This is a genomic window from Streptacidiphilus neutrinimicus (assembly GCF_000787815.1).
Taxonomy (GTDB): Bacteria; Actinomycetota; Actinomycetes; order Streptomycetales; family Streptomycetaceae; genus Streptacidiphilus; species Streptacidiphilus neutrinimicus.
Window position 1 is genome coordinate 38,493 of the sequence record NZ_BBPO01000033.1, and the last position, 24,393, is coordinate 62,885.

The 24,393-nt window shown below is 72.2% G+C and carries 20 protein-coding genes, 1 tRNA gene, 1 other RNA gene and 2 pseudogenes; 7 read left to right on the plus strand and 17 right to left on the minus strand.

Translation table 11 applies throughout. The features are described 5' to 3' along the window. The 3 genes and pseudogenes from TR48_RS43415 to TR48_RS21180 form a co-directional block, all read right to left on the minus strand. Positions 1–358, minus strand: a pseudogene (locus tag TR48_RS43415) (LytR C-terminal domain-containing protein); the annotation flags it as partial. A 172-nt stretch (positions 359–530) separates the two neighbouring features. Next, a complete protein-coding gene (locus TR48_RS21175; protein ID WP_042369700.1) occupies positions 531–827 on the minus strand; it encodes a type II toxin-antitoxin system VapB family antitoxin in 297 nt (98 codons plus the stop codon). Positions 828–836: 9 nt separating this feature from the next. Continuing rightward, entirely contained in the window at positions 837–2,003 is a 1,167-nt protein-coding gene (locus TR48_RS21180; protein ID WP_042369702.1) for a hypothetical protein, read from the minus strand. Between the two features lie 300 nt (positions 2,004–2,303). Here TR48_RS21180 and TR48_RS21185 point away from each other — a divergent pair, with 300 nt between their 5' ends. The 3 genes from TR48_RS21185 (at position 2,304) to TR48_RS21195 (ending at position 8,531) form a co-directional block, all read left to right on the plus strand. Further along, positions 2,304–3,701, plus strand: a complete 1,398-nt coding sequence (locus TR48_RS21185; RefSeq protein ID WP_042369704.1) for an MFS transporter — start codon at positions 2,304–2,306, stop codon at positions 3,699–3,701. A gap of 185 nt (positions 3,702–3,886) precedes the next feature. Further along, positions 3,887–6,493, plus strand: coding sequence for a protease pro-enzyme activation domain-containing protein (locus tag TR48_RS21190; RefSeq protein WP_042369706.1), 2,607 nt, complete (start codon positions 3,887–3,889; stop codon positions 6,491–6,493). A gap of 208 nt (positions 6,494–6,701) precedes the next feature. Continuing rightward, a complete protein-coding gene (locus tag TR48_RS21195; protein ID WP_042369812.1) occupies positions 6,702–8,531 on the plus strand; it encodes a S9 family peptidase in 1,830 nt (609 codons plus the stop codon). A gap of 24 nt (positions 8,532–8,555) precedes the next feature. On the opposite strand, the gene TR48_RS21200 is transcribed toward TR48_RS21195, so the two are convergent. The 10 genes and pseudogenes from TR48_RS21200 to ffs form a co-directional block, all read right to left on the minus strand. Continuing rightward, positions 8,556–9,353 carry an SURF1 family protein gene (locus TR48_RS21200; RefSeq protein WP_042369708.1) on the minus strand — a complete coding sequence of 266 codons (798 nt, stop codon included), beginning with the start codon at positions 9,351–9,353 and terminating at the stop codon, positions 8,556–8,558. A 20-nt stretch (positions 9,354–9,373) separates the two neighbouring features. After that, a complete protein-coding gene (locus TR48_RS21205) occupies positions 9,374–10,711 on the minus strand; it encodes a hypothetical protein (protein ID WP_042369710.1) in 1,338 nt (445 codons plus the stop codon). Positions 10,712–11,004: 293 nt separating this feature from the next. After that, positions 11,005–11,583 (minus strand): annotated as a pseudogene (locus TR48_RS21210) (SigE family RNA polymerase sigma factor); the annotation flags it as partial. Between the two features lie 238 nt (positions 11,584–11,821). Then, entirely contained in the window at positions 11,822–12,955 is a 1,134-nt protein-coding gene (locus tag TR48_RS21215; protein ID WP_084729612.1) for an aspartate-semialdehyde dehydrogenase, read from the minus strand. Further along, entirely contained in the window at positions 12,952–14,238 is a 1,287-nt protein-coding gene (locus TR48_RS21220) for an aspartate kinase (protein WP_042369711.1), read from the minus strand. Before TR48_RS21220 ends, TR48_RS21215 begins: the two co-directional genes overlap by 4 nt. Before the next feature lie 447 nt (positions 14,239–14,685). Continuing rightward, on the minus strand, positions 14,686–15,393 hold the full coding sequence (locus tag TR48_RS21230; RefSeq protein ID WP_084729613.1) for a DUF5063 domain-containing protein: 708 nt from the start codon (positions 15,391–15,393) through the stop codon (positions 14,686–14,688). Next, the gene (gene recR / locus TR48_RS21235; RefSeq protein ID WP_042369715.1) at positions 15,386–15,985 is read right to left on the minus strand and encodes a recombination mediator RecR; all 600 of its coding nucleotides are present in this window, start codon (positions 15,983–15,985) and stop codon (positions 15,386–15,388) included. The genes TR48_RS21230 and recR overlap by 8 nt, the downstream gene beginning before the upstream one ends. 296 nt (positions 15,986–16,281) lie before the next feature. Continuing rightward, positions 16,282–16,623: a YbaB/EbfC family nucleoid-associated protein gene (locus tag TR48_RS21240; RefSeq protein ID WP_042369717.1), complete on the minus strand. Its 342-nt coding sequence runs from the start codon at positions 16,621–16,623 to the stop codon at positions 16,282–16,284. 143 nt (positions 16,624–16,766) lie between these two features. Continuing rightward, entirely contained in the window at positions 16,767–18,959 is a 2,193-nt protein-coding gene (locus TR48_RS21245; protein WP_042369718.1) for a DNA polymerase III subunit gamma and tau, read from the minus strand. A gap of 48 nt (positions 18,960–19,007) precedes the next feature. Continuing rightward, an RNA gene (gene ffs / locus TR48_RS39750) (signal recognition particle sRNA small type) lies at positions 19,008–19,098 on the minus strand. A gap of 112 nt (positions 19,099–19,210) precedes the next feature. On the opposite strand from ffs, the gene TR48_RS21250 reads away from it, so the two are divergent. Beyond that, a tRNA-Ser gene (locus TR48_RS21250) sits at positions 19,211–19,295 on the plus strand. Between the two features lie 95 nt (positions 19,296–19,390). Here the strand turns inward: TR48_RS21250 and TR48_RS21255 are convergent. Together TR48_RS21255 and TR48_RS21260 are read right to left on the minus strand one after the other, a co-directional pair. Next, positions 19,391–19,795 (minus strand): type II toxin-antitoxin system VapC family toxin, encoded by a 405-nt coding sequence (locus TR48_RS21255; RefSeq protein ID WP_042369720.1) that lies wholly within the window; start codon positions 19,793–19,795, stop codon positions 19,391–19,393. Continuing rightward, positions 19,792–20,070 (minus strand): type II toxin-antitoxin system Phd/YefM family antitoxin, encoded by a 279-nt coding sequence (locus tag TR48_RS21260; protein WP_042369722.1) that lies wholly within the window; start codon positions 20,068–20,070, stop codon positions 19,792–19,794. The genes TR48_RS21255 and TR48_RS21260 overlap by 4 nt, the downstream gene beginning before the upstream one ends. Positions 20,071–20,516: 446 nt before the next feature. Here TR48_RS21260 and TR48_RS21265 point away from each other — a divergent pair, with 446 nt between their 5' ends. From TR48_RS21265 to TR48_RS21275, 3 genes are all read left to right on the plus strand, one after another. Then, positions 20,517–20,795, plus strand: coding sequence for a type II toxin-antitoxin system Phd/YefM family antitoxin (locus TR48_RS21265; RefSeq protein WP_042369724.1), 279 nt, complete (start codon positions 20,517–20,519; stop codon positions 20,793–20,795). Further along, entirely contained in the window at positions 20,792–21,058 is a 267-nt protein-coding gene (locus TR48_RS21270) for a Txe/YoeB family addiction module toxin (protein ID WP_042369726.1), read from the plus strand. The genes TR48_RS21265 and TR48_RS21270 overlap by 4 nt, the downstream gene beginning before the upstream one ends. A 411-nt stretch (positions 21,059–21,469) precedes the next feature. Beyond that, positions 21,470–21,943 carry an NUDIX domain-containing protein gene (locus TR48_RS21275; RefSeq protein ID WP_042369728.1) on the plus strand — a complete coding sequence of 158 codons (474 nt, stop codon included), beginning with the start codon at positions 21,470–21,472 and terminating at the stop codon, positions 21,941–21,943. A 92-nt stretch (positions 21,944–22,035) separates the two neighbouring features. On the opposite strand, the gene TR48_RS21280 is transcribed toward TR48_RS21275, so the two are convergent. Together TR48_RS21280 and TR48_RS21285 are read right to left on the minus strand one after the other, a co-directional pair. Then, positions 22,036–23,562, minus strand: coding sequence for a protein kinase domain-containing protein (locus TR48_RS21280; RefSeq protein WP_152628082.1), 1,527 nt, complete (start codon positions 23,560–23,562; stop codon positions 22,036–22,038). Between the two features lie 256 nt (positions 23,563–23,818). Further along, positions 23,819–24,393, minus strand: a 575-nt coding sequence (locus TR48_RS21285) for an HAD family acid phosphatase (protein WP_042369730.1), incomplete at its 5' end; no start/stop codon positions are given.

Below are 24,393 nucleotides of genomic sequence, written 5' to 3' on the forward strand. Positions count from 1 at the left end.
GGCTGGGCGCGGCGGACGCCGACGCGCCGGCCGAGGCCGAGGCCGAGGCCGAGCCGGAGGCGGCCGGTGCGGACGCGGACGCCGAGGCGTCGGGGCCTGCGGAGGGCTTCGCCGCGTCGCCGGCGGCCCTGGCCGTGGCCGGGCGGACGCAGTGCCCGTTCGCGGCGGCGGTGGGCTTCTTCTTCGAGCCGAAGACGGTCACCAGCTGGACCGTTCCCCAGCCGATCAGGGCCAGCGCGACGACGGCTCCGATCACCTGGAACACCCGACGGCGTTTCTGGCCCGGTCGGGCAAGGCGGGGGTACGCCTTGCCGCTGATGCGGTACTGCTTTCCCTTGAGGCCGGGGGGAGTCAGCATGCTCACCGCGGGTTGCCCCCTTGTGCGCTGGGCGGCCGTTACCAGTGCGCAGGCAGTACGGAGTCGTACCGCGCCGAAGGTCGGCCGTGGTTCGGGTGTCGTTGCTCACAGTAGCCCCGACGACCAGCTGCGCGCCCGTCCAGGCGTACTAACGGATGATCAGTGAACCCGTTCAGTCCAGTTCGAGCACGCGCGCGTGGAGCACCTGGCGCTGCTGCAGCGCCGCGCGGACCGCGCGGTGCAGCCCGTCCTCGAGGTAGAGATCGCCCTGCCACTTCACCACGTGGGCGAAGAGGTCCCCGTAGAAGGTCGAGTCCTCGGCGAGCAGGGTCTCCAGGTCGAGCTGGCCCTTCGTCGTCACGAGCTGATCGAGGCGGACCGGGCGCGGAGCGACGTCCGCCCACTCACGGGTGCTGACCCGGCCGTGGTCGGGGTACGGCCGCCCGTTGCCGATGCGCTTGAAGATCACACGGAGAGCCTACCGTGAATGGCCGAGCGCCGCGCCGATCCGGTCGAGTGAGGACAGCCGCATCAGGCCGTAGTGGTAGAACTCGACTTCGGGAACGCCCAGCTCGCGCAGGATGTCGATCTTCGCTGCGAGGTTCTCCGCGCTGTCGCAGTCCTCGGCCATCGGGCGAAGGATCACCGCGAGTGAGGACGGCCGCACTCCGTGGAGCGCGAAAGCGGCCACTTTCTCGCGGACCTGAGCCGCGGTCGGCGCGTAGCCGAGCGTCTCGATCCCGTGGACGGTCCTGGCGAGGACCGGCAGGTCGATGCCGGCGAGCCAGCCGCTCCCCGGTCCGCCGCCGTCCATGAAACTGAGCCGCATGCCGCCGCTCTCGGCGACCTCCGCGGCCTCGGCGGCGAGCGAGGTGACGGTCGCGGCGGAGGCGTCGACGTACGCGGCCAGGGCGCCGTTCGCGATCTCGGCGAGCGGGGTGGGCGCGGCGTGCTCGTCGTCGAGGCAGCGGCGGATCTCCCGCCGCACCTGCGCGCGCACCTCGTCGGCGGGAACGCCCGCCGCGCGGGCGGCGGCGCGGCAGTGGCCGCAGAAGCAGAGGCCGAGCAGGGCTTCGGCGATCGGCCCGAGCCGCTCGAAGTAGCGTTCGTGGTGGTAGCCGTGGCGCAGCCCGTGGAAGTGCAGGGACTCGGCGCGGATCGCGTCCACCCCGTAGCGGGCGTGTTCGCCGACGAGGGTCCGCACGTACTCCCTGACGTCCGGGTGGGCCGGGCACAGCTCGGTGAGGTGGCGGTCGCCGAACGCGTTCTCCGGAGCGCACTGCGGGTGCTCGAAGCCGAGCCGGTCGTTGTGCAGGAAGACCGTCCACGCGTGCAGCGCCATGCCGCGGCGTGAGGCCTCCGCCGACGCGAGCGCGAAGGGGTCGGTGTCGCCGATCGCGCCGGAGGCGCGCGGGCGCAGCCGCCGGCCGCGCCAGGCGGCCGGGTCCGGCCGGAAGTACGCGGCTCCGGGTTCGAGGTAGCGGACCACCCGTCGCGGGTTGTGCGGGAACACGTCCCGCGCCTCGTGGTAGACGGAGGCGAGCGTCACGCCGCCGACGCCGGCACGGTCGCTCAGGTTGCCGAAGAAGAGGTCCGCGCCCTCGTCGAGGAGGTCGACGGCGAAGGCGAGGACGGAGGACTCCACGGCCCCGAGGCTAGCGACTGCGTCACCGCTGGTCTAGACCTTCCCGCGGGCTCCGCCGCATGCGCCGAGCTCGGCAGGAGGGCCGGGGCGAGCGTGAAGCCCGCGGTGAGGGCGACCGCGGCGGCGGTCAGGGCGCGGGTCCGGGTGCTGGGCTCCATGTGACCAGACTCCCCCGCCCAGCTATGGGTTCCGTGATCGACCGGTCACAGCTTCGCTACCGCGCGTTCGGCCGAGCTGGCTCGTCGGGGTGAGAGATGTTCCTCTTCCGAGTATGTCGGTGGCAGAGGTAAACTCGAACACGTGACCCTCAGCGACGCCCCGATACCCCGCGGGTGGGACCTCCTCACCACGGAGCGCCCGCGGCCTGACGTCATCCGCAGGCGCGGCTGGGCATGGCGGCTCGCCGTGGCCACGGTCTGCTTCGGTGCGTTCATGGGCCAGCTCGACGCCAGCATCGTGACCCTCACCTACCAGGCGCTCGGCAAGGGCTTCCACGCCTCGCCGGCCGCCGTCGAGTGGGTCTCGCTCGCCTACCTGCTGACGCTGGTCGCCCTGCTCGTGCCGGTCGGCCGGTTCTCCGACGCGCACGGGCGCAAGCTGATGTACCTCTACGGCTTCGGCGTCTTCACCGTGGCCTCCGCGGCGTGCGGGCTCGCGCCCGGACTCGCCGTGCTGGTGGTGTTCCGGGTGGTGCAGGCGCTGGGCGCGGCCCTGATGCAGGCGAACAGCGTCGCTCTGGTGACGACCTCCGCCCCGCCGGGGCGGATGCGGGCCGCCCTCGGCATGCAGGCGGCGGGCCAGGCCGTCGGGCTCGCACTCGGGCCGACGGTCGGCGGGGCGATCGTCGCGACGCTCGGGTGGCGCTGGGTCTTCCTGGTCAACGTCCCGGTCGGCGCGGTCTCGCTGATCGCCGGGCACTACCTGCTGCCGCGTACGCGCGGTCGCTGCGCCGGCACCCGCGTGGACGTGCTCGGCGTGGCGCTGTTGGCCCTGACCACGACCGGCCTGCTGCTCGCCGTCTCGGTCGTCTCGGGCCTCGGTCGGCCGCTGTGGACGGCGGCGGTCCTGGCCGTCGCCTCCCTCGCGGCCGGCTGGGCGTTGATGCGCCGTCAGGCGCGGGCGGCGCTGCCCTTGCTCGACCCGAAGCTGCTGCGCTCGCACGGGCGGGGGCTGCTCGCGGGCATGAGCGGCTACCTGGTGCTGTTCGGACCGCTCGTGCTGGTGCCCGTGGTGCTGACCCGCCAGGGCGTCGGACTGGTGACGGCGGGCCTCGTTCTGACCGCGCTGCCGCTCGGCTTCGCGCTCGCCGCGACCCTGGCGGACCGGGTGCTGCCGGCCTCCCTCCCCGACCGTGCGCGGGCCAAGTCCGGCTCGCTGCTCTGCCTGCTCGCACTGGCGCTGATGCTGGTGCTTCCGCTCGACACGACGGCACTGCCGATGGTTCTCGGTCTGTTGGGTTGCGGTTTGGGTGTTTTCACCCCGGCCAACAACACGATGGTCATGCGCGCATTCCCGACGGAATCGGCTGGAACCGGGGGCGGGATGGTCAATATGGGACGCGGTCTCGGTACTGCTCTCGGCGTCGCGGCGGTCACGCTGATTCTGCAGCTCGGACCGGGCATAACGGGCGAACGGGCAGCAGTCGCGGGCCTGCTGGCCTGCGCCCTGCTGATGGTTCCGCTGCGCGAGGCTTCGTGAAGCTTCGTTGCCATAACTTTTTTTCTATGAGTGGGCTCCCCCCTGTTACGCCAGCTGATCACACCTGATAGAAAGACTCCCTATTTCATCGTTGGGGGAGTGGCCGGACCGCTTCTGCGGCCCGGCTTCGACGTCGCCGTCCCTCTTCGGCTGACGCGACGTCACCACGTCATAGGAGATCCAGCATGGCCAAGAAGGCCGGACGGGTCGCGCTCATATCCGCAGGCATTGCCGCGGCTCTGTGCGTCACGAGCCCGATCGCCTCGGCCGCTCCGCTCGCGGGTGGATCCGGCGTCAGCGCCGGCACCACCCCGCAGCGCATCGGCTCCACGCCTCACATACCCGTCGGCGCCCACAAGACCGGCGCGACCTCGGCTTCGACCGAGCTGCACCTGAGCGTCAACCTGAAGCCGCGGGACCCCGCCGCGCTGACCGCCTTCGTCAAGGCCGTCTCCACCCCGGGGGACCCGCAGTACCGCCACTACCTGGCGACTGGACAGTTCGCCAAGGTCTTCGGCCCGACCCAGCAGACCGTCGACGCGGTCAGGGCCGCGCTGAAGGCCGCCGGCCTGAAGCCGGGCCGGATCAGCTCGGACGGTCTGTCGATCCCGGTCACCGCCACGACGTCCCAGGCCGGACAGGCGTTCAACACCGCCTTCCAGAACGTGACGATGGCCAACGGCAAGCAGGGCTTCGTGACCACCGTCGCCCCGTCGCTGCCCGCCGACATCGCCTCGCAGGTGACCGGCATCGTGGGTCTGAGCAACGTCAGCACCTACGTCTCGCACGCGCAGCCGGTCGGCAGGACGGCCGTGGGCAAGAGCGTCGTCGGCTCGCACACGGTCAGCGCCAACGCCACCGGGCCGGCCTTCTGCTCGGGCGCCGTCTCGGCGTTCAACGGCTGGGGCAAGGTGGACACCCGGGACTACTACAGCCCCGGTTCGCTGGCCTCGGCCTACAGCATGCCGCACGGCTACACCACCGGTTCCGGTCAGACGATCGCCGTCTTCGAGCTCGAAAACGTCGACCACACCAGCCTGAACCAGTGGCAGGGCTGCCTCGGCACGCACACCGCGATCAGCTACACGGCGGTCGACGGCGGGCCGACGATCACGCCGGACAACAACCAGTACGGCATCGAGTCGCTCCTCGACATCGAGGACCTGGTCGCCCTCGCGCCCGGCGCGACGATCCACGACTACATGGGCCCGGACGCGCAGAACGCGACCGACGCCAACGTCCTGGACACCTACCGGCGGATCGTCAGCGACAACAGCGCGCAGGTGATCTCCAGCAGTTGGGGCGAGTGCGAGACCGCGGTCAACACCAGCGACCCGCAGATGCTGTCCGCCGAGAACACCGTCTTCCAGATGGCGGCGGCCCAGGGCCAGAGCGTCGTCGCGGCCTCGGGCGACGCGGGCTCCAGCGACTGCTCCCGCGGCAACAGCGCGGACCTGAGCTTCCAGGTCGACGACCCGGCCTCGCAGCCGTACGTCACCGGCGTCGGCGGCACGCACCTGTCCGGCCTCGGCTCCTCGCTGAAGGAGACCGTGTGGAACAACGGCACCGGCCGGGGCGCCGGTGGCGGCGGCGTCTCCAAGATCTGGCCGGCGCAGCCGTTCCAGAGCGGCTTCGCCTCCGTGTCGGGCCGCGCGGTGCCGGACGTCTCCGCGCTCGGTGACCCGTACAGCGGCTACCCGCTGATCTACACCGACCGCACCCCGGGCGACCAGGGCTACAACCAGGAGGTCGTCGGCATCATCGGCGGCACCTCCGGCGCGGCGCCCACCTGGGCCGCGGCGATCGCCCAGGCCAACAGCACCGCCACCTGCCTGGGTGGTCGGGCGGGTTACCTCAACCCGGTCCTCTACCAGGCCGCGAAGAAGAGCTACAGCACCGGGTTCCGCGACATCACGTCCGGCAACAACGACATCTCGGGTGACGGCACCGCCACCTACTCCGCGAAGACCGGCTACGACGAGGCCTCCGGCCTCGGCTCGCCGAAGGAGAGCGGACTCGCCGGCTCGCTGTGCCGTCAGCACGACCTCCTCGCGCGGGACGCCGGCGGCAACCTGTGGCAGTACCAGGGCACCGGCAAGGCGAGCGGGGTCTACGCGGCCCGCACTCTGGTGAGCTCGGGCTGGAACACGTACAACATGATGACGCTTCCCGACGGGCACGACAGCCTCGGCGGCGGCGACATGTTCGCCCGTGACGCGAGCGGCACGCTCTGGCTGCTCCAGGGCAGCGGGACGGCCGGCACCCCGTTCAACGCCCCCGTCCGAATCGGCGGCGGCTGGAACATCTACAACAGCATCGTCGGTGTCGGCAGCGTCGGCACCGGGGGCACCAGCCTCATCGCCCGTGACGCGAGCGGCGTGCTCTGGCTCTACCAAGGCACGAACAACCCCAGTTCCCCGCTGAAGTCCCGGGTCCGCGTCGGCGGCGGCTGGAGCGGCTACAACGCCATGGTCGGTGTCGGCACGATCGGCAGCAACCACAACTCCGACCTGCTGACCCGTGACGCGAGCGGCGTGCTCTGGCTCTACCAGGGCACCGGCAACGCCAGTGCCCCGTTCGGCGCGCGCATCCGCGTCGGCGGCGGCTGGAACATCTACACCAGCATCGTCGGCGCCCGTGACCTGAACGGTGACGGCAAGAACGACGTGGTGGCCCGCGACGCGAGCGGCGTGCTCTGGCTCTACGAGGGCACGAACAACCCGAGCGCGCCGTACGGCGCTCGGATCCGCATCGGCAGTGGCTGGAACACCTACAACCAGCTGATCGGCTGAGGCAACCTCAGCCCGGCAGGGGCCCGGTCCGCCAACGGTGCGGACCGGGCCCCTGCGTCCGTCGTGGGCCTGTCGGCTCCGGGGACGCGGTGCGCGCGGACGGCGCCACCGGTTACGACGCAGCCCGTACCCTGCGCCCCGGGCGTGCCCGATGATGGTCGTCATGACCAGCGAGCGCAACGAGACGACGCAGCAGCAGACCCAGACCATGAGCGCGGTGTTCGACGCCCTTCCGGCCTGGGAGCGACGCTTCCGGGCCGCCCGGGTGAGCCTGCCCGAGTGGGCCGACGACGCGCCGGACCGGTCCCTGTTCGTCTCCAACGCGACCGGCACCTACGAGATCTACGCCTGGGACCGTGCGGACGGCACGCAGCGCCGGGTCACCGACCGGCCGAACGGCACCACTGAGGGGACGCTCACCCCTGACGGCGAGTGGATCTGGTGGTTCGACGACACCGACGGCGACGAGTTCGGCATCTGGCGCCGCCAGCCCTTCGCGGGCCCGAACGAGGCCGCGGAGGCGCAGGGCCCGGCCGACCCCGAGGCCGTTCCGGGGCTCGCGCCCTCCTACCCGGCCGGGCTCGCGCTCGGCCGCCACGGCGAGGCGGTCGTCGGCCGCTCCACCGACGAGGACGGCTCCACGCTGCACCTGATCCGCCCCGGCTCCCCCGAGCCGCTGGAGATCTACCGCCACCGCGAGTCCGCGGGCGTCGGCGACCTCTCCCACGACGGCACGCTGATCGCCGTCGACCACACCGAGCACGGCGACGCCATGCACAGCGCGCTCCGTGTGCTGCGCGTCGACGGCGACGCGGTGTCCACCGTCGCCGAACTCGACGACGCGACCGGGCGCGAGGAGCCGCTCGGCCTCTCCTGCCTCGGCTTCGCGCCGCTGCCCGGTGACACCCGCATGCTCGTCGCGCACCAGCGGCGCGGCCGTTGGGAGCCGTTGATCTGGGACACCACGACGGGCGAGGAGCACGAGATCGTGCTCGACCTGCCCGGCGACGTCACCGCCGAGTGGTACCCGGACGCCGGCGCGCTGCTCGTCGAGCACAGCTTCCGCGCGCGCAGTGAGCTCTACCGCTACGAGCTCGCTGACGGCGGGCTGACCCGGCTCGACACCCCGACCGGAACCGTCTCCGGCGCGTCCGCGCGCCCCGACGGCACCGTCGAGTTCCTCTGGTCCTCGGCGGAGCAGCCGCCGGTGGTGCGGTCCACGACCGGGGCGGTGGTGCTGTCGGCGCCCGGCCCGCAGGCGCCGCCGTCGGTCCCCGTCGAGGACGTGTGGGTCGAGGGCCCCGGCGGCACGGTGCACGCTCTGGTGCAGCGCCCGGCCGACGCGGGCGAGGGCCCGCTGCCCTGCGTCTTCGAGATCCACGGCGGCCCCACCTGGCACGACTCCGACTCCTTCGCCGCCGGTCCCGCGGCCTGGGTCGACCACGGCTTCGCGGTCGTCCGCGTCAACTACCGGGGCTCGACCGGCTACGGGCGCGCGTGGACGGACGCGCTGCGGCACCGCGTCGGCCTGATCGAGCTCGAGGACATCGCGGCGGTCCGCGAGTGGGCGGTGGCCAGCGGGCTCGCCGACCCCAAGCGCATCGTGCTGGCAGGCGGCTCATGGGGCGGCTACCTCACCCTGCTTGGGCTCGGCACCCAGCCGGACGCGTGGGCGCTGGGCCTGGCCGCCGTCCCCGTCGCGGACTACGTGACCGCCTACCACGACGAGATGGAGGCGCTGAAGGCGATGGACCGCACGCTCGTCGGCGGCACCCCCGAGGAGGTCCCGGACCGCTACGCGGCGTCCTCACCGCTCACGTACGTGGACGCGGTGAACGCGCCCGTCTACATCAGCGCGGGCGTCAACGACCCGCGCTGCCCGATCCAGCAGATCGAGAACTACGTCGGCCGGCTGGAAGGCCTGGGCAAGGCGCACGAGGTCTACCGCTACGACGCCGGACACGGCTCGCTGGTGGTCGAGGAGCGGATCAAGCAGCTGCGGCTCGAGCTGGACTTCGTCGCCCGCCACCTGCGCTGACCCGCGCCCCAGGGCAGGCCGACGTCAGGCGGTCTCGAGCCCCAGCGCCCTGTCGCGCTGGGTCTCGATCTCCCTGCGGACGAAACGGAACCACATGAAGACCACGAAGCCGGCGAAGACGAACCACTGCCCGACATAGCCGAGGTTCTGGATCGCCTGCAGGCTGAAGCCCCCGCCCGAGGAGTCCGCGGACGACGCGGCGCTGTAGGGAACGGCGGTGAGCCCCGCCGTCCCGGCGGCGCCGGGGTCGAGCGAGGCGTAGCCGTTCCAGACGCCGTACGGCAGGGCGTTGACCATGGTGACCGGGGAGATCATGCCCAGCTGCCCGGTCGGCAGGGTGCCGGAGGAGATCGCCTCGGGGGTGTCCGGCGTCTCCGCCGCCCGCAGGCGGCCGGTGACGGAGACCGCGCCGGGGGGCGGGACCGGCGCGCCGGCAGGAGTGCCCGGCAGCCACCCGCGGACGACCGCCAGGTAGGTGCCGCCCCCGTCGAGCCGCAGCGGGGTGACGATCAGCGTGCCGCTCCTGCCGTCCACGGTGCGCTGCGGCACGAGCAGTTGGTGCGCCGCGTCGTAGGTACCGGAGAAGGAGACGCGGCGGCCGTCGTCGTTGTTGACGCCGTCCTTGTCCGCCCCGTCGATCAGGCGCGACAGCGTGGTGGGCGCCGCGTCCGTGGACGCGGTCGCGGCCTGCTGCTTCTGGGCGTGACTGTGCAGCTCGAAGCGGCTCAGCTGCCACATCCCCAGCATGATGCAGACCGGTACGGCGACCAGCGCCAGCAGGTGCAGAGCCAGCCAGCGCGGGGTCAGAAGGGTCCGGTACACCCCACCACGGTAACCAAGGACTAGTGCGGCGCGGGCAGCGGGTCCGTCCGGTAGATGGTGCCGGCGCAGGCGTCCTGCAGCGTCGTGGTCGCCGCGGCCCTGCCTCCGGCGGCCGGGACGCTGGCCACTTGGACGCTGGGTGCGTCCGGGGAAGCCGAGCCTCCGGTGCCACCGGATCCCCCCGAACCGCCGGGCGTGCCGGGGGAGGACGTCGGGCTGCCGGGCGCTCCGCCGGAGGCGCCGTCGGCCGCGGCGCTGGCGCCGGAGCCGCTCGTCCCGCCGGTGGCGCCGGAGGAGGAGCCGGGCGTGGCCGAGGTCGGGCTGGCTGCGTCCGTCGGGCCGACCGAGCTGCCGCTCGCGCAGGAGGCGGGCACGAAGGCGAAGTCGACCACGTACGTCTGGCCGGGGCCGAGCTCGACCGGCGGATGGGACGGGTCGGGCGTGGGCAGGGCGACGGCCGGGTCCCCCGCGGTGTGCGGGACCACGGCGAACTGGGACGTCTGCGTCCTGACCGCGGACAGCACGTCGATGGTGCCCGAGCTGCTGATCTTGCACGGCTTGGACGAGACGTTGCTGACCGCGAAGGAGCCGTAGACGATTCCCGACGCGTCCGGCGGCGCGACGCCTGCCGCACCCTTGCCGAGCTGTCCGCGGGTGCACTCGGCCAACGCGGGCGAGACGCCGACATGGGTCTGGCTCGCGGCGATGCTGGTCACCCCGCCGGAGGGCAGCGGAACCAGCACCGTGCCGGGCCGGTGGCCGCGGGTGGCGTCGGCGGATCCGGCCAGCGTGCCGCCGGGGAAGGCGGGACCGGAGGCCGCACCGCTGAGCCCGTCACCGGTGGCGGACGGGTGGGCGCCCGGCAGGAGCTGCCCCGCGGGCCCCGTGTCGGCACTGGTGGAGCCGTCGGGGCCGAGCGAGTGCAGGGCGGTCAGGCCGAAGAGTGCCAGCGAGGCGGCGACGGCCGCGCCGCCGTAGGCGCGACGGCGCAGCGTCCGGCGCTGCGGCACGGCGCGCCGCAGCCGGGTCAGCGAGTCGGGCGCGGGGCGCACCTCGCCGACCGCCTGGTGCAGGCGTTCGCGCAGCGCGGCGCCCAGCGGGTCCGTGTCGTCGCCGTCGGAGGTGAAGGTGGCGCCCGCGAAGCCGACGCCGTGGGCCGGCCCCTGGACGGGGACCGCACCGGGCGCTCCGGGTGTGGGCGCTCCGGGTGCGGGGGCGGCGGTGCGCGGGGGCTCCAGCCACAGCGGCGGGGTGAGCGGCGGCTCGACGGGAAGCGGCGGCAACGCGGCGGCCTCGGAACCGGCACCCGATCCCGGCCGCACCACGCGCAGGTAGCGCGAGCGCCGCTCCGCGCTCACCGCTGCCTCCCCTCTGTCTGCGACTCGCCTCGCGAGTCCGTCCGCGCTGGTCCCCGTGCTTCGTCGGTCCGGGGCTGGCCGATCCGGGCTTGGCCGATCCGTCCTGGGCCTGGCCGTGGCGAGCCGATCCGTGGGTAACCGGTCCGCGGCTCGCCGCCGGTCCTTGGCTCGCCGCCGGTCCTTGGCTCACCGGTCCGCGCGTCCCTGCGTGGATCCGACGCACCGGATCCGGAAACCGTTCCACCCGAAGGCCCGGCGCCCGACGCCGGGGACCCGGACGGCAGCGTGCCGCCGTCCATCGTGAGCCGCAGCGCCGCCAGTCCGCGCGAGCCGTAGGCCTTGACCGAGCCTACGGAAATGCCCAGGGCGTCCGCGACCTGAGCCTCCGTCATGTCGGAGAAGTAGCGCAGCACCAGCACCTCGCGCTGGCGTCGCTGCAGGCCCCGCAGCGCCACGATCAGCTCGTCGCGCTCCAGCGCGTCGTAGGCGCCCTCCTCCGCGCTGGCCGCGTCCGGCATCGGCTTCTGCAGCAGCCGCAGACCGATGATCCGGCGGCGCAGCGTCGAGCGGGAGAGGTTCACCACGGTCTGGCGCAGGTAGGCGAGGGTCTTGTCCGGGTCGCGCAGCCGTCGGCGCGCGGAGTGGACGCGGATGAACGCCTCCTGGACCACGTCCTCGCACGAGGCGGTGTCGTCCAGCAGCAGCGCGGCGAGGCGCAGCAGAGAGGAGTAGTGCGCCTGGTAGGTCTCGGTAAGCTGGTCGACGCTCGCGCCCACGGCGATCGTCGGCGCGGCCTGGGCGGGCTGGCCTGCCGTCGCGTGGGTCGGCGGATGAGGGCGTGAGGCGTCCGCAGCGGTGAAGGGCGCTGTCATGACAAGCACCGAGCTTGGTGGCACGCCAGTTGGACGCATGACCCGCCGCGAGGGTTGTACGCCACCCGACCCCTCCGTGACACCGTATCGAGGGGCACTACGGTACGGGCCCGCCCAGGGGCACGGAAGCCGAATCCGGCGTCTGCACCAACTCCCCCTAAACCTCTTCCCAATCCGTTCCGGAGAGCTTAACCGTCCGTGTGCCCGCCCGTGCCTTGCCTCAGAGGCGACCGGTCGCTCAGCCCTGCGCGGACTCCTCGGCGGCGACCAACTCGGCGATCTGCACGCAGTTCAGCGCCGCCCCCTTGCGCAGGTTGTCCCCGCACAGAAACAGCTCCAGACCGTTCGGCTCGTCCAGCGAACGCCGCACCCGGCCGACCCAGGTCGGGTCGGAACCCACCACGTCGGCGGGTGTCGGGTACTCGCCCTTGTCCGGGTCGTCGTAGACGACGACGCCGGCCGAGGAGTCGAGGATCTCACGGACCCGGTGCACGTCAGGCTCGCGCTCGAAGACGGCGTGGACGGTCAGCGAGTGGCCGCTGACGACCGGCACGCGCAGGCAGGTCGCCGAGATCGGCAGCTCCGGCAGGCCCAGGATCTTGCGGGTCTCGTTGCGCAGGCCCAGCTCCTCGCTCGACCAGCCGTCCTCGGCGGTGTCACCGGCCCAGGGCAGCAGGTTGTAGGCGAGCGGCGCCTCGAAAGGGTCGTCCTCCTGCTCGGAGACGGCCCGGCGCAGGTCGCCGGTGCGGGTGCCGACCGACGGGTCGCCCGCGACCTCGGCGGTCTGCCGACGCAGCGTGTCCACGCCGACCCGGCCGCGACCGGAGGCGGCCAGCGCGGCGGTCACCACGAGCCGGCTCAGCCCGAACTCGGCGTGCAGCGCGGCCAGAGCGACCGTCAGCACCAGCGTGGCGCAACGCGGCGCGGCGATGATCCCGATCCGGCGCATCCGCGCGGCCGACGGGTTGATCTCAGGCACCACCAGTGGCACGTCCGGGTGCAGCCGGAACGCGGCGGAGCCGTCCACCGCGACCGCGCCCGCCTCGACGGCGATCGGCGCCCACTCCTCGACGGTGTCCTCAGGGGCCTCGAAGAGCGCGATGTCGACGCCCTCGAAGCAGCCCGGCTCCAGGGCGCGGACGGTCGCCGTCCGGCCGAGGACCGGCACCTGGGTGCCCACGCTCTCGGGCCCGGCGAACAGCCGGACCTCGCCCCACACGTCCGCCCGGGTGGCGAGCAACTCCACCAGCACCCGTCCCACGGCTCCGGTGGCGCCGATGACGGCCAGGGTAGGCCGCGTCGGCTTGGCGGCCGCGGTGGTGCCGGTGCTTCCGGTGGTCCCGCTGGGGTGCTCGCCCCCCGGACCGGTCATCGGCCGGTGCCGCCGTAGACGATGGCTTCGTCGGTCTCGCTGTCCAGGCCGAACGCGGTGTGCACGGCCTGCACCGCGGCGTTGACGTCCTCGGAGCGGGTGACGACGGAGATGCGGATCTCGGAGGTGGAGATCAGCTCGATGTTGACGCCCGCGGCCGACAGCGCCTCGAAGAAGGTCGCGGTGACGCCCGGGTGCGACCGCATGCCGGCGCCGACCAGGGAGATCTTGCCGACCGCGTCGTCGTAGCGCAGCGACTCGAAGCCGATCGACTCCTGCACCTTCTCCAGCGCGTCGATGGCCTTGCGGCCCTCGGTCTTGGGCGCGGTGAAGGAGATGTCGGTGCGGCCGGTCGTCGCGGCGGAGACGTTCTGGACCACCATGTCGATGTTGATCTCGGCGTCCGCCACGGCGCGGAAGATGCGCGCGGCCTCGCCCGGCTTGTCGGGGACGCCGACGACCGTGACCTTCGCCTCGGAGGTGTCGTGGGCCACACCGGAGATGATGGCCTGCTCCATGTCGATCTCGCCCCCTTCGGGCTTGGTCAGCGGCTTGTTGGAGACCCACGTGCCGGTCAGTCCGGAGAAGGACGAGCGCACGTGGATGGGCATGTCGTAGCGCCGCGCGTACTCGACGCAGCGGGCCAGCAGCACCTTGGAGCCGGAGCTGGCCAGCTCCAGCATGTCGTCGAAGGCGATCCAGTCGAGCTTCTTGGCCTTCTTCACCACACGCGGGTCGGCGGTGAAGACGCCGTCCACGTCGGTGTAGATCTCGCAGACCTCGGCCTTCAGCGCGGCCGCGAGCGCGACGGCGGTGGTGTCCGAGCCCCCGCGACCGAGGGTGGTGATGTCCTTGGTGTCCTGCGAGACGCCCTGGAAGCCGGCGACGATGGCGATGTTGCCCTTGTCGAGCGCGGCACGGATCCGACCCGGCGTCACATCGATGATGCGCGCCCTGTTGTGGACGGCGTCGGTGATCACACCTGCCTGGCTGCCCGTGAAGGACTGCGCCTCGTGGCCCAGGTTTTTGATCGCCATCGCCAGCAGGGCCATGGAGATCCGCTCTCCGGCGGTCAGCAGCATGTCGAGCTCGCGGCCCGCAGGGAAGGGCGACACCTGCTCCGCGAGATCGATGAGCTCGTCCGTCGTGTCACCCATGGCGGACACCACGACGACGACCTCATGGCCGGCCTTCTTGGTGTCGACGATCCGTCGGGCGACCCGCTTGATGCCTTCGGCATCCGCTACGGATGAGCCGCCGTACTTCTGCACGACAAGGCCCACGTGCGCTCCTCGACTCTGGTGGTCCTGGCCCTCGGAGGTGGGTGTCCGGCAGGCCTGTGGTCGCTGGCCAGTCTAGCGATCGGCCTTGTCCCGGCGGCCGACGTCCGAGAGCCGAGACAGCTGTATCAGTATTCGATCAACGGACGTTCGGGGGCGTTCGGGCAGGGATGGGAGGTGGACGGAAGATTTGCCGGGAGGGGCCGGGCTCGGCTCCGGATTTCCCGGCAGGGCCGTCGGGGGCACCCCGACTGTGGCCTTCACCACATTCTGGCTCCTGCGCGACCTGCGCGACCAGAGTGACCTGCGCGACCGGAGCGACCTGCGACCCGAGCGGCTGCGGCGCAGCGACGCAGTCGACCCCGGTCGTCGGGACCGAACGACCCGTCGGGCTGCTCGGTGCCGACGACCGGGGTCGATGCCATGTGCGGTCAGGGCTGGCGGCGCGGCTCAGATTCCCAGTTCGGAGGCGAGCTCGGCGGCCATCAGGTCACCGGCCTGCTGCTCCAACTGCTCGTCGGTCAGCCCGTCGTGGTCGGTGTCCGTGCCGTCGACCGGCGCGGAGATCGGGCTGTCCATCCGGACGTGCGCCACCAGCGACTGCAGCGCGCGCAGCACGCTCGTCGCCGTGGAGCCCCAGGTGGCCAGGTAGGAGTACTGCCACCACCACAGCGCCTCGGAGACCCGGCCCTCACGGTAGTGGGCCATGCCGTGGCTCAGCTCGGTGACCACCTCGGCCAGATCGTCGGAGATCCGGCACGGCAGCGGCTTGTCCGGCGGCCCGTACGGGTCGAAGACCTCGTGGTAGACGTCGATCGGCGCGAGCAGCTCGGCCAGCTGGCGGCGCAGCTCGTCCGCGTCCGCGTCCGGGCCGGTGTCGGTCTCGTAGCGGTCGTCGGGCACGACGTCCTCGATGGCGCCCAGGCGGCCGCCGGTCAGCAGCACCTGGGAGACCTCGAGCAGCAGCAGACTGATCGCGCTGCCCGGTTCGTCGCCCTTGGCGATCTCCGGCACGGAGAGCAGGAAGCTCTGCACCGAGTCCGCGATCTGCACGGCGAACTCGTCCGGCGTGCCGTCGCCGTGCACACCGATCTGAGGCTGCCCGCTCACCGTGATGTCGATGGTGCGTGCGTCGGACGTGTCGGTCCTGTCAGACATCGAGAAGTCGTCTCCCTTCGAAGGCCCGGCCGAGGGTGACCTCGTCGGCGTACTCCAGGTCTCCCCCGACGGGCAGGCCGCTGGCCAGGCGGGTGACCTTCAGGCCCATCGGCTTGAGCAGCCGGGCCAGGTAGGTGGCGGTGGCCTCGCCCTCGAGGTTCGGGTCGGTCGCGAGGATCAGCTCGGTGACCGTGCCGTCCGCCAGCCGCTGCATCAGCTCGCGGATGCGCAGGTCGTCCGGGCCGACGCCCTCGATCGGGCTGATCGCCCCGCCGAGCACGTGGTAGCGGCCGCGGAACTCGCGGGTGCGCTCGACCGCGACGACGTCCTTCGGCTCCTCGACCACGCAGATCAGGCTCGGGTCGCGGCGCGGATCCTGGCAGACCCGGCACAGGTCGGCCTCGGAGACGTTGCCGCAGACGGTGCAGAACCGCACCTTCTCCTTGACCTGCGTCAGGGCGTGCGCGAGCCGGCGCACGTCCGTCGGATCGGCCTGCAGGATGTGGAAGGCGATCCGCTGCGCGCTCTTGGGCCCGACGCCGGGCAACCTGCCCAACTCGTCGATGAGGTCCTGGACCACGCCCTCGTACACGCTGCGTTACCTGTCTCTCTTGGTGCTCGCGGTGGTTTCTACCTTTTCGCGCCCATCATCCTCCGGTCGGGCGCGTAGTCACAGCTCCCCGACACACCCACTTACGCGCGGCGGCGCGTCGGGGTTCCCCGGGGCCGAAGCGGTTTCCGACGGCACGCGGCTGTCGCGACCGCCCGGTCGTCGACGGGTCAGCGTGGTCGGCCGGGTCGGCCGGCTCGGCCGGCTCGGCTGGGTCGGTCGGATCTGCCGGATGGGCCAGGTCGGCCGGATCGGCCGGATCGGCCGGATCGGTCGGATCAGAACGGGAGGCCGGGGATGCCGCCCCCGCCGCCCAGGCCCTGGGCCAGCGGGCCGAGACGCTCGGCCGCCATCCGCTGGGCGCCGGCCGTGGCGTCCCGGACCGCGGCGAGGACCAGGTCGGCCAGGGTCTCGGTGTCCTCTGGGTCGACCACCTTCGGGTCGATCACGAGCGCGCGCAGCTCGCCCGCGCCGGTGACGGTGGCCCTGACCAGGCCGCCGCCGGAGCTGCCCTCGACCTCGGCGGCGGCGAGCTCCGCCTGCGCCTGGGCGAGCTGCTGCTGCATCTGCTGTGCCTGCTGGAGCAGGGCCTGCATATCGGGCTGGCCGCCGGGGAACATGGGCGCTCCTGTCCTGCCTGTCGTGGTGACTGTCGTCATGACGTGCCGGAGCGGGACCGCTCCTGGGTCGAGCCTACGTGGTGCGCGTGTCGGATCGCCGTCAGTTCACATGCGGGTACGGCTTTCTGAAGCTCGCCGACGGCTCAGCGGTCGTGCTGGGTCTCCTCGATCACCGTGGCGCCGAGCTCGCGGATGATCAGATCGTGCCCGGAGACGGAGGCGATGTCCTGCTCAGGGATGTCGTCCTCCGGGTCGAAGGGGGGCGGCGGCATGTCGTCGTCGTCCGGATCCTCCGGGTAGCCACCGGGCGCCGGGGAGCTGCTGGGTGCGCTCGGGACGCTGGGACCGCTGGGGCGCGGCGCTGGCGCGGGCGCGGCGGGGCTCGGCACCGGCGCGGCCGGCGCGGGGGGCTGGAACGGAGCGGGCGTGGGCACGGGCGTCTGCTGGCGCGGCGGCGTCGCGGATGTACCGCCCCCACCACCGGACCCGCCGCCGCCGAAGCCGCTGGCGGACGCGCCAGCGCCGAAGCCGCCGGCCGACCCGCTTGCGGGCCGCTGCGGCGCGGACCCGCCGGGGCCGATCAGGCACTCGACCTTCCACGAGACGCCGACGGCCTCCTGCAGCGCCTGCCGCAGGATCTCGTCGTGCCCGCCGTTGACGAACCCGTCCCGCGTCCCGGCGTGCTCGAACGCGAGCTGGAGCGCGCCGTTGTCGAAGCCCGCGACCTGGGCCTGCTGCAGCAGCATCCAGGTGACCCGTCGGCGGCCCTTGACGGCGTCCAGCACCTGCGGCCAGAACTGGCGCACCTGCGTGGCGCTGATGTTTCCGGCATCAGTAGGCGCCGGGGCCGCTGCCGGAGCGGCGGTCTGCGAAGCGGGCGCAGGGGTCGGCGCCGGTGCGGGAGCAGGGGTGGGAGCGGGAGTGGGCGCGGAGCCCGACGAACCGAAGCTGGGCGACACCGGCCATGCACCGGGCGCCCGCCCACCTGCGGTCGCGCCACCCGCTCCGGCCGGCGGCGAGGCCACGGGCTGCGGAGCGACCGGCTGCGAGGCGACCGGAGCCGGCGCAGCAACGGGCATGGGTGCGGGCGTGGGCGTGGGCGTTACTGAGAGCGTCGGGGCCTGGACCACGGGTGCCCCCGTGGCGACCGGCCCGCCGGCCATCGCCCCGCCGCCGACGACGGACCGCCGTTCCAGCTTCTCCAGACGGGCCTGCCAGGACGTCTCGTCCCCGTACGCGGCGGGCAGCATCACCCGGGCGCAGATCAGCTCCAACTGCAGCCGGGGCGAGGTGGCCCCGCGCATCTCCGTCAGCCCGGTGTTGACGATGTCGGCGGCACGACTGAGCTCGGCGGAGCCGAAGCGGCGAGCCTGCTCCTCCATCAGCGCGACCCGGTCGGCGGGCGCGTCGATCAGGCCCTTCTCACCCGCGTCCGGCACGGCGGCGAGGATCACCAGATCCCGGAGCCGCTCCAGCAGGTCGGCGACGAAGCGGCGGGGATCGTGGCCGCCCTCGATGACCCGGTCGACGATCCCGAAGACCGTCGCCCCGTTGTGCGTGGCGAAGGCGTCGACGATCTCGTCCAGCAGCGCGGCGTCGGTGTACCCGAGCAGCGCGGTGGCCATGGCATAGGTCACACCGCCCTCGTCCGCCCCGGCGAGCAGCTGGTCCATGACGGACATCGAGTCACGCACGGACCCGGCGCCGGCCCGGACGACGAGCGGGAAGACGGACTCCTCGACCTGGATGCTCTCCCGGCCGCAGACGTCGGTCAGGTAGTCCCGGAGGGTGCCCGGCGGAACGAGCCGGAAGGGGTAGTGGTGCGTGCGGGAGCGGATCGTTCCGATGACCTTCTCGGGCTCCGTCGTGGCGAAGATGAACTTCAGATGCTCCGGCGGCTCCTCGACGACCTTCAGCAGGGCGTTGAAGCCGGCCGTCGAGACCATGTGGGCCTCGTCGATGATGTAGATCTTGTAGCGGCTGGACGCGGGCGCGAAGAACGCCTTCTCCCGAAGGTCACGCGTGTCGTCGACACCACCGTGCGACGCGGCGTCGATCTCGATCACGTCGATCGACCCCGGCCCGCCACGGGCCAGGTCCTGACACGAACGGCACTCGCCGCAGGGCGTCGGAGTGGGACCTTGCTCACAGTTCAGGCACCGGGCGAGGATGCGCGCGCTCGTCGTCTTGCCGCACCCACGCGGGCCACTGAACAGGTAGGCGTGGTTGACCCGGTTGTTCCGCAGCGCCTGCTGCAGCGGCCCGGTCACGTGCTCCTGCCCGATGACCTCGGCGAAGGTCTCGGGTCGGTACCGGCGATAGAGAGCGAGCGACACGTCTTCGACCCTAACGGTCCCCACCGACAAATCGGTGCCCTACAACGCAAGGACCCCCCGTGCACCCGCCAGAGCTCACCTACCCTTGCTGCCTTCCGGCCCTGGGGGGGTTCAGCGAGATAGCGCCACACGAGGGGCTAGGCCCAACAGTACCGGATCCCGACCGGTGCCATCACCGCCCCACGCCCTCCCCTCCCACCTGCGTCGACCGTGTGCACGAGCACCCCCGAACATCTAGTAAGCTCTCCCACGGAGGATTCGCCTAGAGGCCTAGGGCGCACGCTTGGAAAGCGTGTTGGGGGCAACCCCTCACGAGTTCGAATCTCGTATCCTCCGCAGGTAGAAGGCCCGCACTGGGAAACCAGTGCGGGCCTTCTGCGTTCACGGGCCCGGCGCAGGCCGACGAGTGCGCCTTCGGCGAGGGCGGGCGCTCAGACGGAGATGATCTCGACACCCTGCTCCAAACCCTTGAAGTCGTCGGCGTTGCGGGTGAAGAGCGGGAGCCCGTGCGCGGAGGCGGTGGCAGCGATCAACAGATCCATGCGACGGGGGCGGGGGTTTCGATTCGCCTTGACGGTGAGTGCGACCAGCGTTCCGAACCGGCGGGCGGCTTCCCGGTCGAAAGGGATGGCCGCGAACTCCGCCTCGACGTCGGCCAGGCGTTGCGCCCGCGCCATCATCTCCGCCGGGTCCCTGGTCATCGCCACGGCCTGGGCCAGCTCCGCCAGGACGATCGAGGAGACGGCCGCTTCAACGGGGAGAAGCCTTGAATCGATCGACGGCAGATCGATGACGACACACGTGTCCAGCAGTCCGCGGGGCCGCCTCCCGCTCATGCGCGATCCCACGGGTTGCCTCCGTCGTCGACGCGGTCCTCGGAACCGAAGAACGCGTCTGCCTCTGCTTGCAGCTGAGCGGCGTCGATCTGAGGTGCGTGTCGCCACTTCCGCTGCAGTTCCTCGACCGGGACGAAACGTCGCCTCGTTCCGAGTGGGCGAACCTCGGCGATTTCAGTGCCGTTTCGGGTGATGTGGTAAGTCTCACCCGCCTCAACATCATCGAGCACAGCCTTGGAACGCGCGGCGAGCTCCCGCTGGGTGATGGTCTTCATGGCATCAGTGTATAGCGCTGTAATGCAGTGCGCTACGGCGCGGCGGTCTCGCGGACGGGGGGTGCCGCCGATGTCTACCTGGCGCCCGATCCTGGGGTTGCGCCGACTGCCTTCCGGATCCGGCTGTCCCGCTCTCCAGCGACTCGCTGGTTGTGATCAAGCGATGGACGCCCTCTGGGTGATCTGCGGGAGGGTTGCAGTTCGGGTTGCATTCAGCCCCGTTCGCGGGGGTCGAAGCGCTCCCGTTTCAACCATCGAGCCGCAGGTCAGGACGCTGACGGACCCTCCCGGACCCCCGGGCGAACAGTCGGAAAGCGTGTTGGGGGCAACCCCTCACGGGGGAGGTCATGCTGGCCGCCGACGCGCCCGAACCCCAGCCGTGGCCCGACGCCGCGAGGCGGCTCGCCCCCTAGCCCGAGGCGGCAACGTACGTTATTCTGTACGCTATGAAGACGATGAGCGCGACTGAGCTCCGCAGCAACCTCGCCGCCGCCCTCGACTCTGTCGAGGACGACGCCGAAGAGCTCGTCATCACCCGGGCCGGTCATGAGCCGCTGGTCGTCGTCTCCCTGGCTGAGTACGCCTCGCTCCGCGAGACCGACTACCTGCTGCGTTCTCCCGCCAACGCCGATCACCTGCGCCAGTCCCTTCGGGACTACCAGGAAGGCCGGATGCAGAGCCGCGAACTGATCGACCCCGAGGACGCCGCCGAGCAGTCCACATGAAGATCCAGTTCACTGACGGCGGCTGGGCCGACTACCTCTACTGGCAAGCAAACGACCGCCGGCTGCTCAGGCGGATCAACCAGTTGATCGAGGACATCCGCCGCAACGGCCACGAAGGGATCGGCAAGCCCGAACCCTTGCGTCACGAACTCGCCGGGGCATGGTCCCGTCGGATCGACCAGGAGCACCGCCTGGTTTACGTGCTCGACGAGCAGGCGGACACCCTGTGCGTCATCGCCTGCCGATACCACTACAGCAAGTAGCCCTGGCAGGCCTGCTGGTCTCAGTTCTGGTCTCGTTCATGCCCGTGCGCCAGGGTTCACTGGCCTCAGCGAGGCCCACTTCACTGCAGGTCAGAACGGGTGCACACCGCACCGGACAGCGCCGAGGAGAAGGGCGAACGGCCGGACCCGCCTGAGCGGGTCCGGCCGTTCGTCGTTGTCGCGTGCGGTCAGGCCGGAGCTGTGGTCACGCGTGCTCAGGGAGAAGTTCCCGCTCGCGTTCGTCCAGCCGAGGGTGACGTAGTACCAGGTCTTGCTCCCGGCGGCCCGGAAGACCAGAGCGACCTTCGAGGAGCTGCGGCGCCCGGGGACGACGGCGCTCCAACTCGCGGCCTTCGTCGGCGCGTACCGGGCCGGGTGACGGAGGAGGGGCGGCAGGGGAGAATCGCCGGTATGGGCAGGATCGACTACTACCGCGACCCCGCCGCGCCCCGCGCGAACTCCGTCGTCCCCTCCGTCGTGGCGGTGGTGCGCAACGCGGAGGGCGAGCTGTTGCTGATCCACCGCACCGACAACGACCGCTGGGCGCTGCCCGGCGGCGGGCACGACATCGGCGAGCGGATCGCCGGGACCGTGGTGCGCGAGGTGGAGGAGGAGACCGGCATCCTCGTCGAGGTCGAGGGGCTCATCGGCCTCTACACCGACCCCGAGCACGTGATGGCCTACGACGACGGGGAGGTCCGGCAGCAGTTCTCGATCTGTTTCTCGGCCCGGCCGGTCGGCGGTCGGCTGCGGACCAGCAGCGAGTCCAAGGAGGTCCGCTGGGTGGCCCCGGAGGACCTTGACGCGCTCGACATCCACCCGTCCATGCGGCTGCGGATCGCCCACGGGCTGAGCGTGGAGCGGACCGAGCCCTTTCTCGGCTGAGCGCGCCCCGGCGGCTCCGGGCCGCGGCTCCGCCCGGCTCGTTCGGACCGACGGCCGCGCTCCGTCCGTCGGCTTCCGCTTGGCGGGCCCGGTCAATCGCCGCCGTTCCCGCTGCCGCCGTTCCCGCCGCTGCCGTGGCCCCCGACGTCCTGGCTGTCGGCGGAGGCCAGTCGGCGCAGGGCGGTGCTGATCGCACCGAGCCGCACCGACCAGGTGTGGCCGGTGGCCTTGTCCACGGCGTGCTCCTTGGCGAGCTTGCGCAGGTCGCGCTGGGCGTCGCGGATCGCCTGCCCGGCGTCGCCGGGTCGCTGGTCGGTCAGGTCCTGGGACGCCTTGTCCAGCGCGCCGAGCAGCGGATGCCGCTGCGCCTCGGTGAGATTCGCCGCCGCCACGGCGTCGCGGAGCGTCGCGATCATGCTCGCGGGGTCCGTGGCCCTGGGCGAGGGCGTCGTCGAGGTGTGCGCGGCGGACGGCGGCGGCGCGGAGACCGGGGCGCCCGAGGCGGCGCCCGACGTCGGGGTGCCGGAGCCCGAGGACTGCGCGGCCACCGCCGCCCCGACGCAGGCCAGCACGGTGACGGCGACGGCCGCGATCAGCATGCCGCGCCGACGTCGGGGCCGAGGTGCGGGCGGGAGGTCTCCCTCCGCAGTCGGAGCCGGGCCTGAGGCCGGGTCCAGCGAGGGCATCGCCATGGTCCGGTTCAGCGGCGTGGAGCCGGGGACGGGCGGCATCCAGGTGGTGGCCGCGCCCATGCCGGTCACGGCCGCCTGCAGCTCCGCGCGCGCCGCGGCGGCGTCGGCCGGGCGGCGGCCAGGCTCCTTCTCCAGCAGGCCCAGCACCGCCGCGTCCAGCGCGGGCGGGATGTCGGGTCGCAGCGAGGAGGGTGGCGCGGGCCGCTCGCTCACGTGCTTCCAGGCGACGTCGACGGGAGTGGCGCCGTCGAACGGCGGCCGGCCAGTCAGCATCTCCACCAGTACGCAGCCGAGGGCGTAGAGGTCGGCCCGGCCGTCCACGTCGGAGGCCGTGGCCTGCTCGGGAGCGAGGTAGGCGGCGGTGCCCAGGACCGAGCCGGTGCCGGTGAGCTGGGCCTCGTCGTTGCCGGCCTTGGCGATGCCGAAGTCGACGACCTTCACCTGGCCGCCGTCGGCGACCATGATGTTGCCCGGCTTGATGTCCCGGTGCACCAGTCCGGCCGCGTGCGCGACCTGCAGCGCGTCGCAGACCGCGGACGCGATCGCCACCGCGCGTTCCACCGGCAGCCGCGGCGTCAGCTCCAGCAGTTCGGCCAGGGTGCGGCCGTCGACGAGCTCCATCACCAGGTACGGCGTACCGCTCTCGTCCACGCCCGAGTCGAAGACGGTCACGATGGCCGGGTGTGCCAGGCTCGCCGAGTGACGCGCCTCACGGGCGAAGCGCTCCGCGAACCGGGAGTCCTCGGCCAGGCCCTCGTTCAGCACCTTGACGGCGACGGGACGCTCCAGCACCCGGTCGACGCCGCGCCAGACGGTCGCCATGCCGCCCGCGCCGAGCGTCTCCCACAGCTCGTACCGTCCGTTCAGCAGACCACCCTGCACCGGCTCGCTCTCCTCACCCCGGGTCCCGGTCCCGGATCCGCCCACCCCGGCACCCTAGTACCCGGGCGCCGGGGCGGCGGGCGGCGAGCGTCACCCGCGTGTGCGGGCCGGACGGGCCGGACGCCTCAGGCCGGGCGGGCAGCGCAGGCCCAGGACAGCGGAGGGCCCAGGACAGCGGAGGGCCCAGGGCAGCGCAGGCCCAGGACAGCGGAGGGCCCAGGACAGCGGAGGGCCCAGGACAGCGGAGGGCCCAGGACAGCGGAGGGCCCAGGACAGCGGAGGGCCCAGGACAGCGGAGGGCTCAGGACAGCAGGCCGTTGTAGTCCGGCAGCTTGAACGCTGCGTCGGCATAGCCGCCGTCGAGGTCGGTGGTGTTGTTGCCGACGTTGGCGACGATGTCGTAGCCCTCGGCCACCAGCTTCCGGCGGGTGTCGGTCTTGAAGGTCTGGATCGACTCCAGCAGCTGCAGCGGGTTGCGGCTGTACAGGCCGTCGACGGTGTAGCCGACCGAGGCGAGGTTGATCTCGGTGGCCAGGTCGATGAGGTCGGGGCGGGCGGTGACGAAGAGGACCTTCACGCCGTGGGCGGTCGCGTACTGCGCCAGCCGCAGCACCGGCGGGGTGGCCGGGGTCGGGTAGGTGGTCGGGTAGAAGTACGACGCGAGCGACGTGTTGTCGATGTCCAGCACGATCGCCGGGGTGCCGCTGAACGTGCTTGCTGCGACGCGCTGCTGAAGGTAGCTCAGCGCGGGCGCGGTGGCGGCTGTCGCGTCGGACAGCCACTGGGAGTAGCTGACGGCGCCGGCCGGCGCGCCGGCCGTCGTGGCGGCGGGCGTGGCGGCCGATGACACGGTCGCGGCGCCCGCCGGGGTGGCGA

What these genes read in the sequence shown, in the direction of transcription:
- TR48_RS21190 (WP_042369706.1), top strand. Translation starts at nt 3,887, where the DNA reads ATGGCCAAGAAGGCCGGACGGGTCGCGCTCATATCCGCAGGCATTGCC.
- TR48_RS21195 (WP_042369812.1), top strand. Translation starts at nt 6,702, where the DNA reads ATGAGCGCGGTGTTCGACGCCCTTCCGGCCTGGGAGCGACGCTTCCGG.
- TR48_RS21215 (WP_084729612.1), bottom strand. Translation starts at nt 12,955, where the DNA reads ATGACCGGTCCGGGGGGCGAGCACCCCAGCGGGACCACCGGAAGCACC.
- TR48_RS21230 (WP_084729613.1), bottom strand. Translation starts at nt 15,393, where the DNA reads ATGTCTGACAGGACCGACACGTCCGACGCACGCACCATCGACATCACG.
- TR48_RS21240 (WP_042369717.1), bottom strand. Translation starts at nt 16,623, where the DNA reads ATGTTCCCCGGCGGCCAGCCCGATATGCAGGCCCTGCTCCAGCAGGCA.
- TR48_RS21255 (WP_042369720.1), bottom strand. Translation starts at nt 19,795, where the DNA reads ATGAGCGGGAGGCGGCCCCGCGGACTGCTGGACACGTGTGTCGTCATC.
- TR48_RS21260 (WP_042369722.1), bottom strand. Translation starts at nt 20,070, where the DNA reads ATGAAGACCATCACCCAGCGGGAGCTCGCCGCGCGTTCCAAGGCTGTG.
- TR48_RS21265 (WP_042369724.1), top strand. Translation starts at nt 20,517, where the DNA reads ATGAAGACGATGAGCGCGACTGAGCTCCGCAGCAACCTCGCCGCCGCC.
- TR48_RS21270 (WP_042369726.1), top strand. Translation starts at nt 20,792, where the DNA reads ATGAAGATCCAGTTCACTGACGGCGGCTGGGCCGACTACCTCTACTGG.
- TR48_RS21275 (WP_042369728.1), top strand. Translation starts at nt 21,470, where the DNA reads ATGGGCAGGATCGACTACTACCGCGACCCCGCCGCGCCCCGCGCGAAC.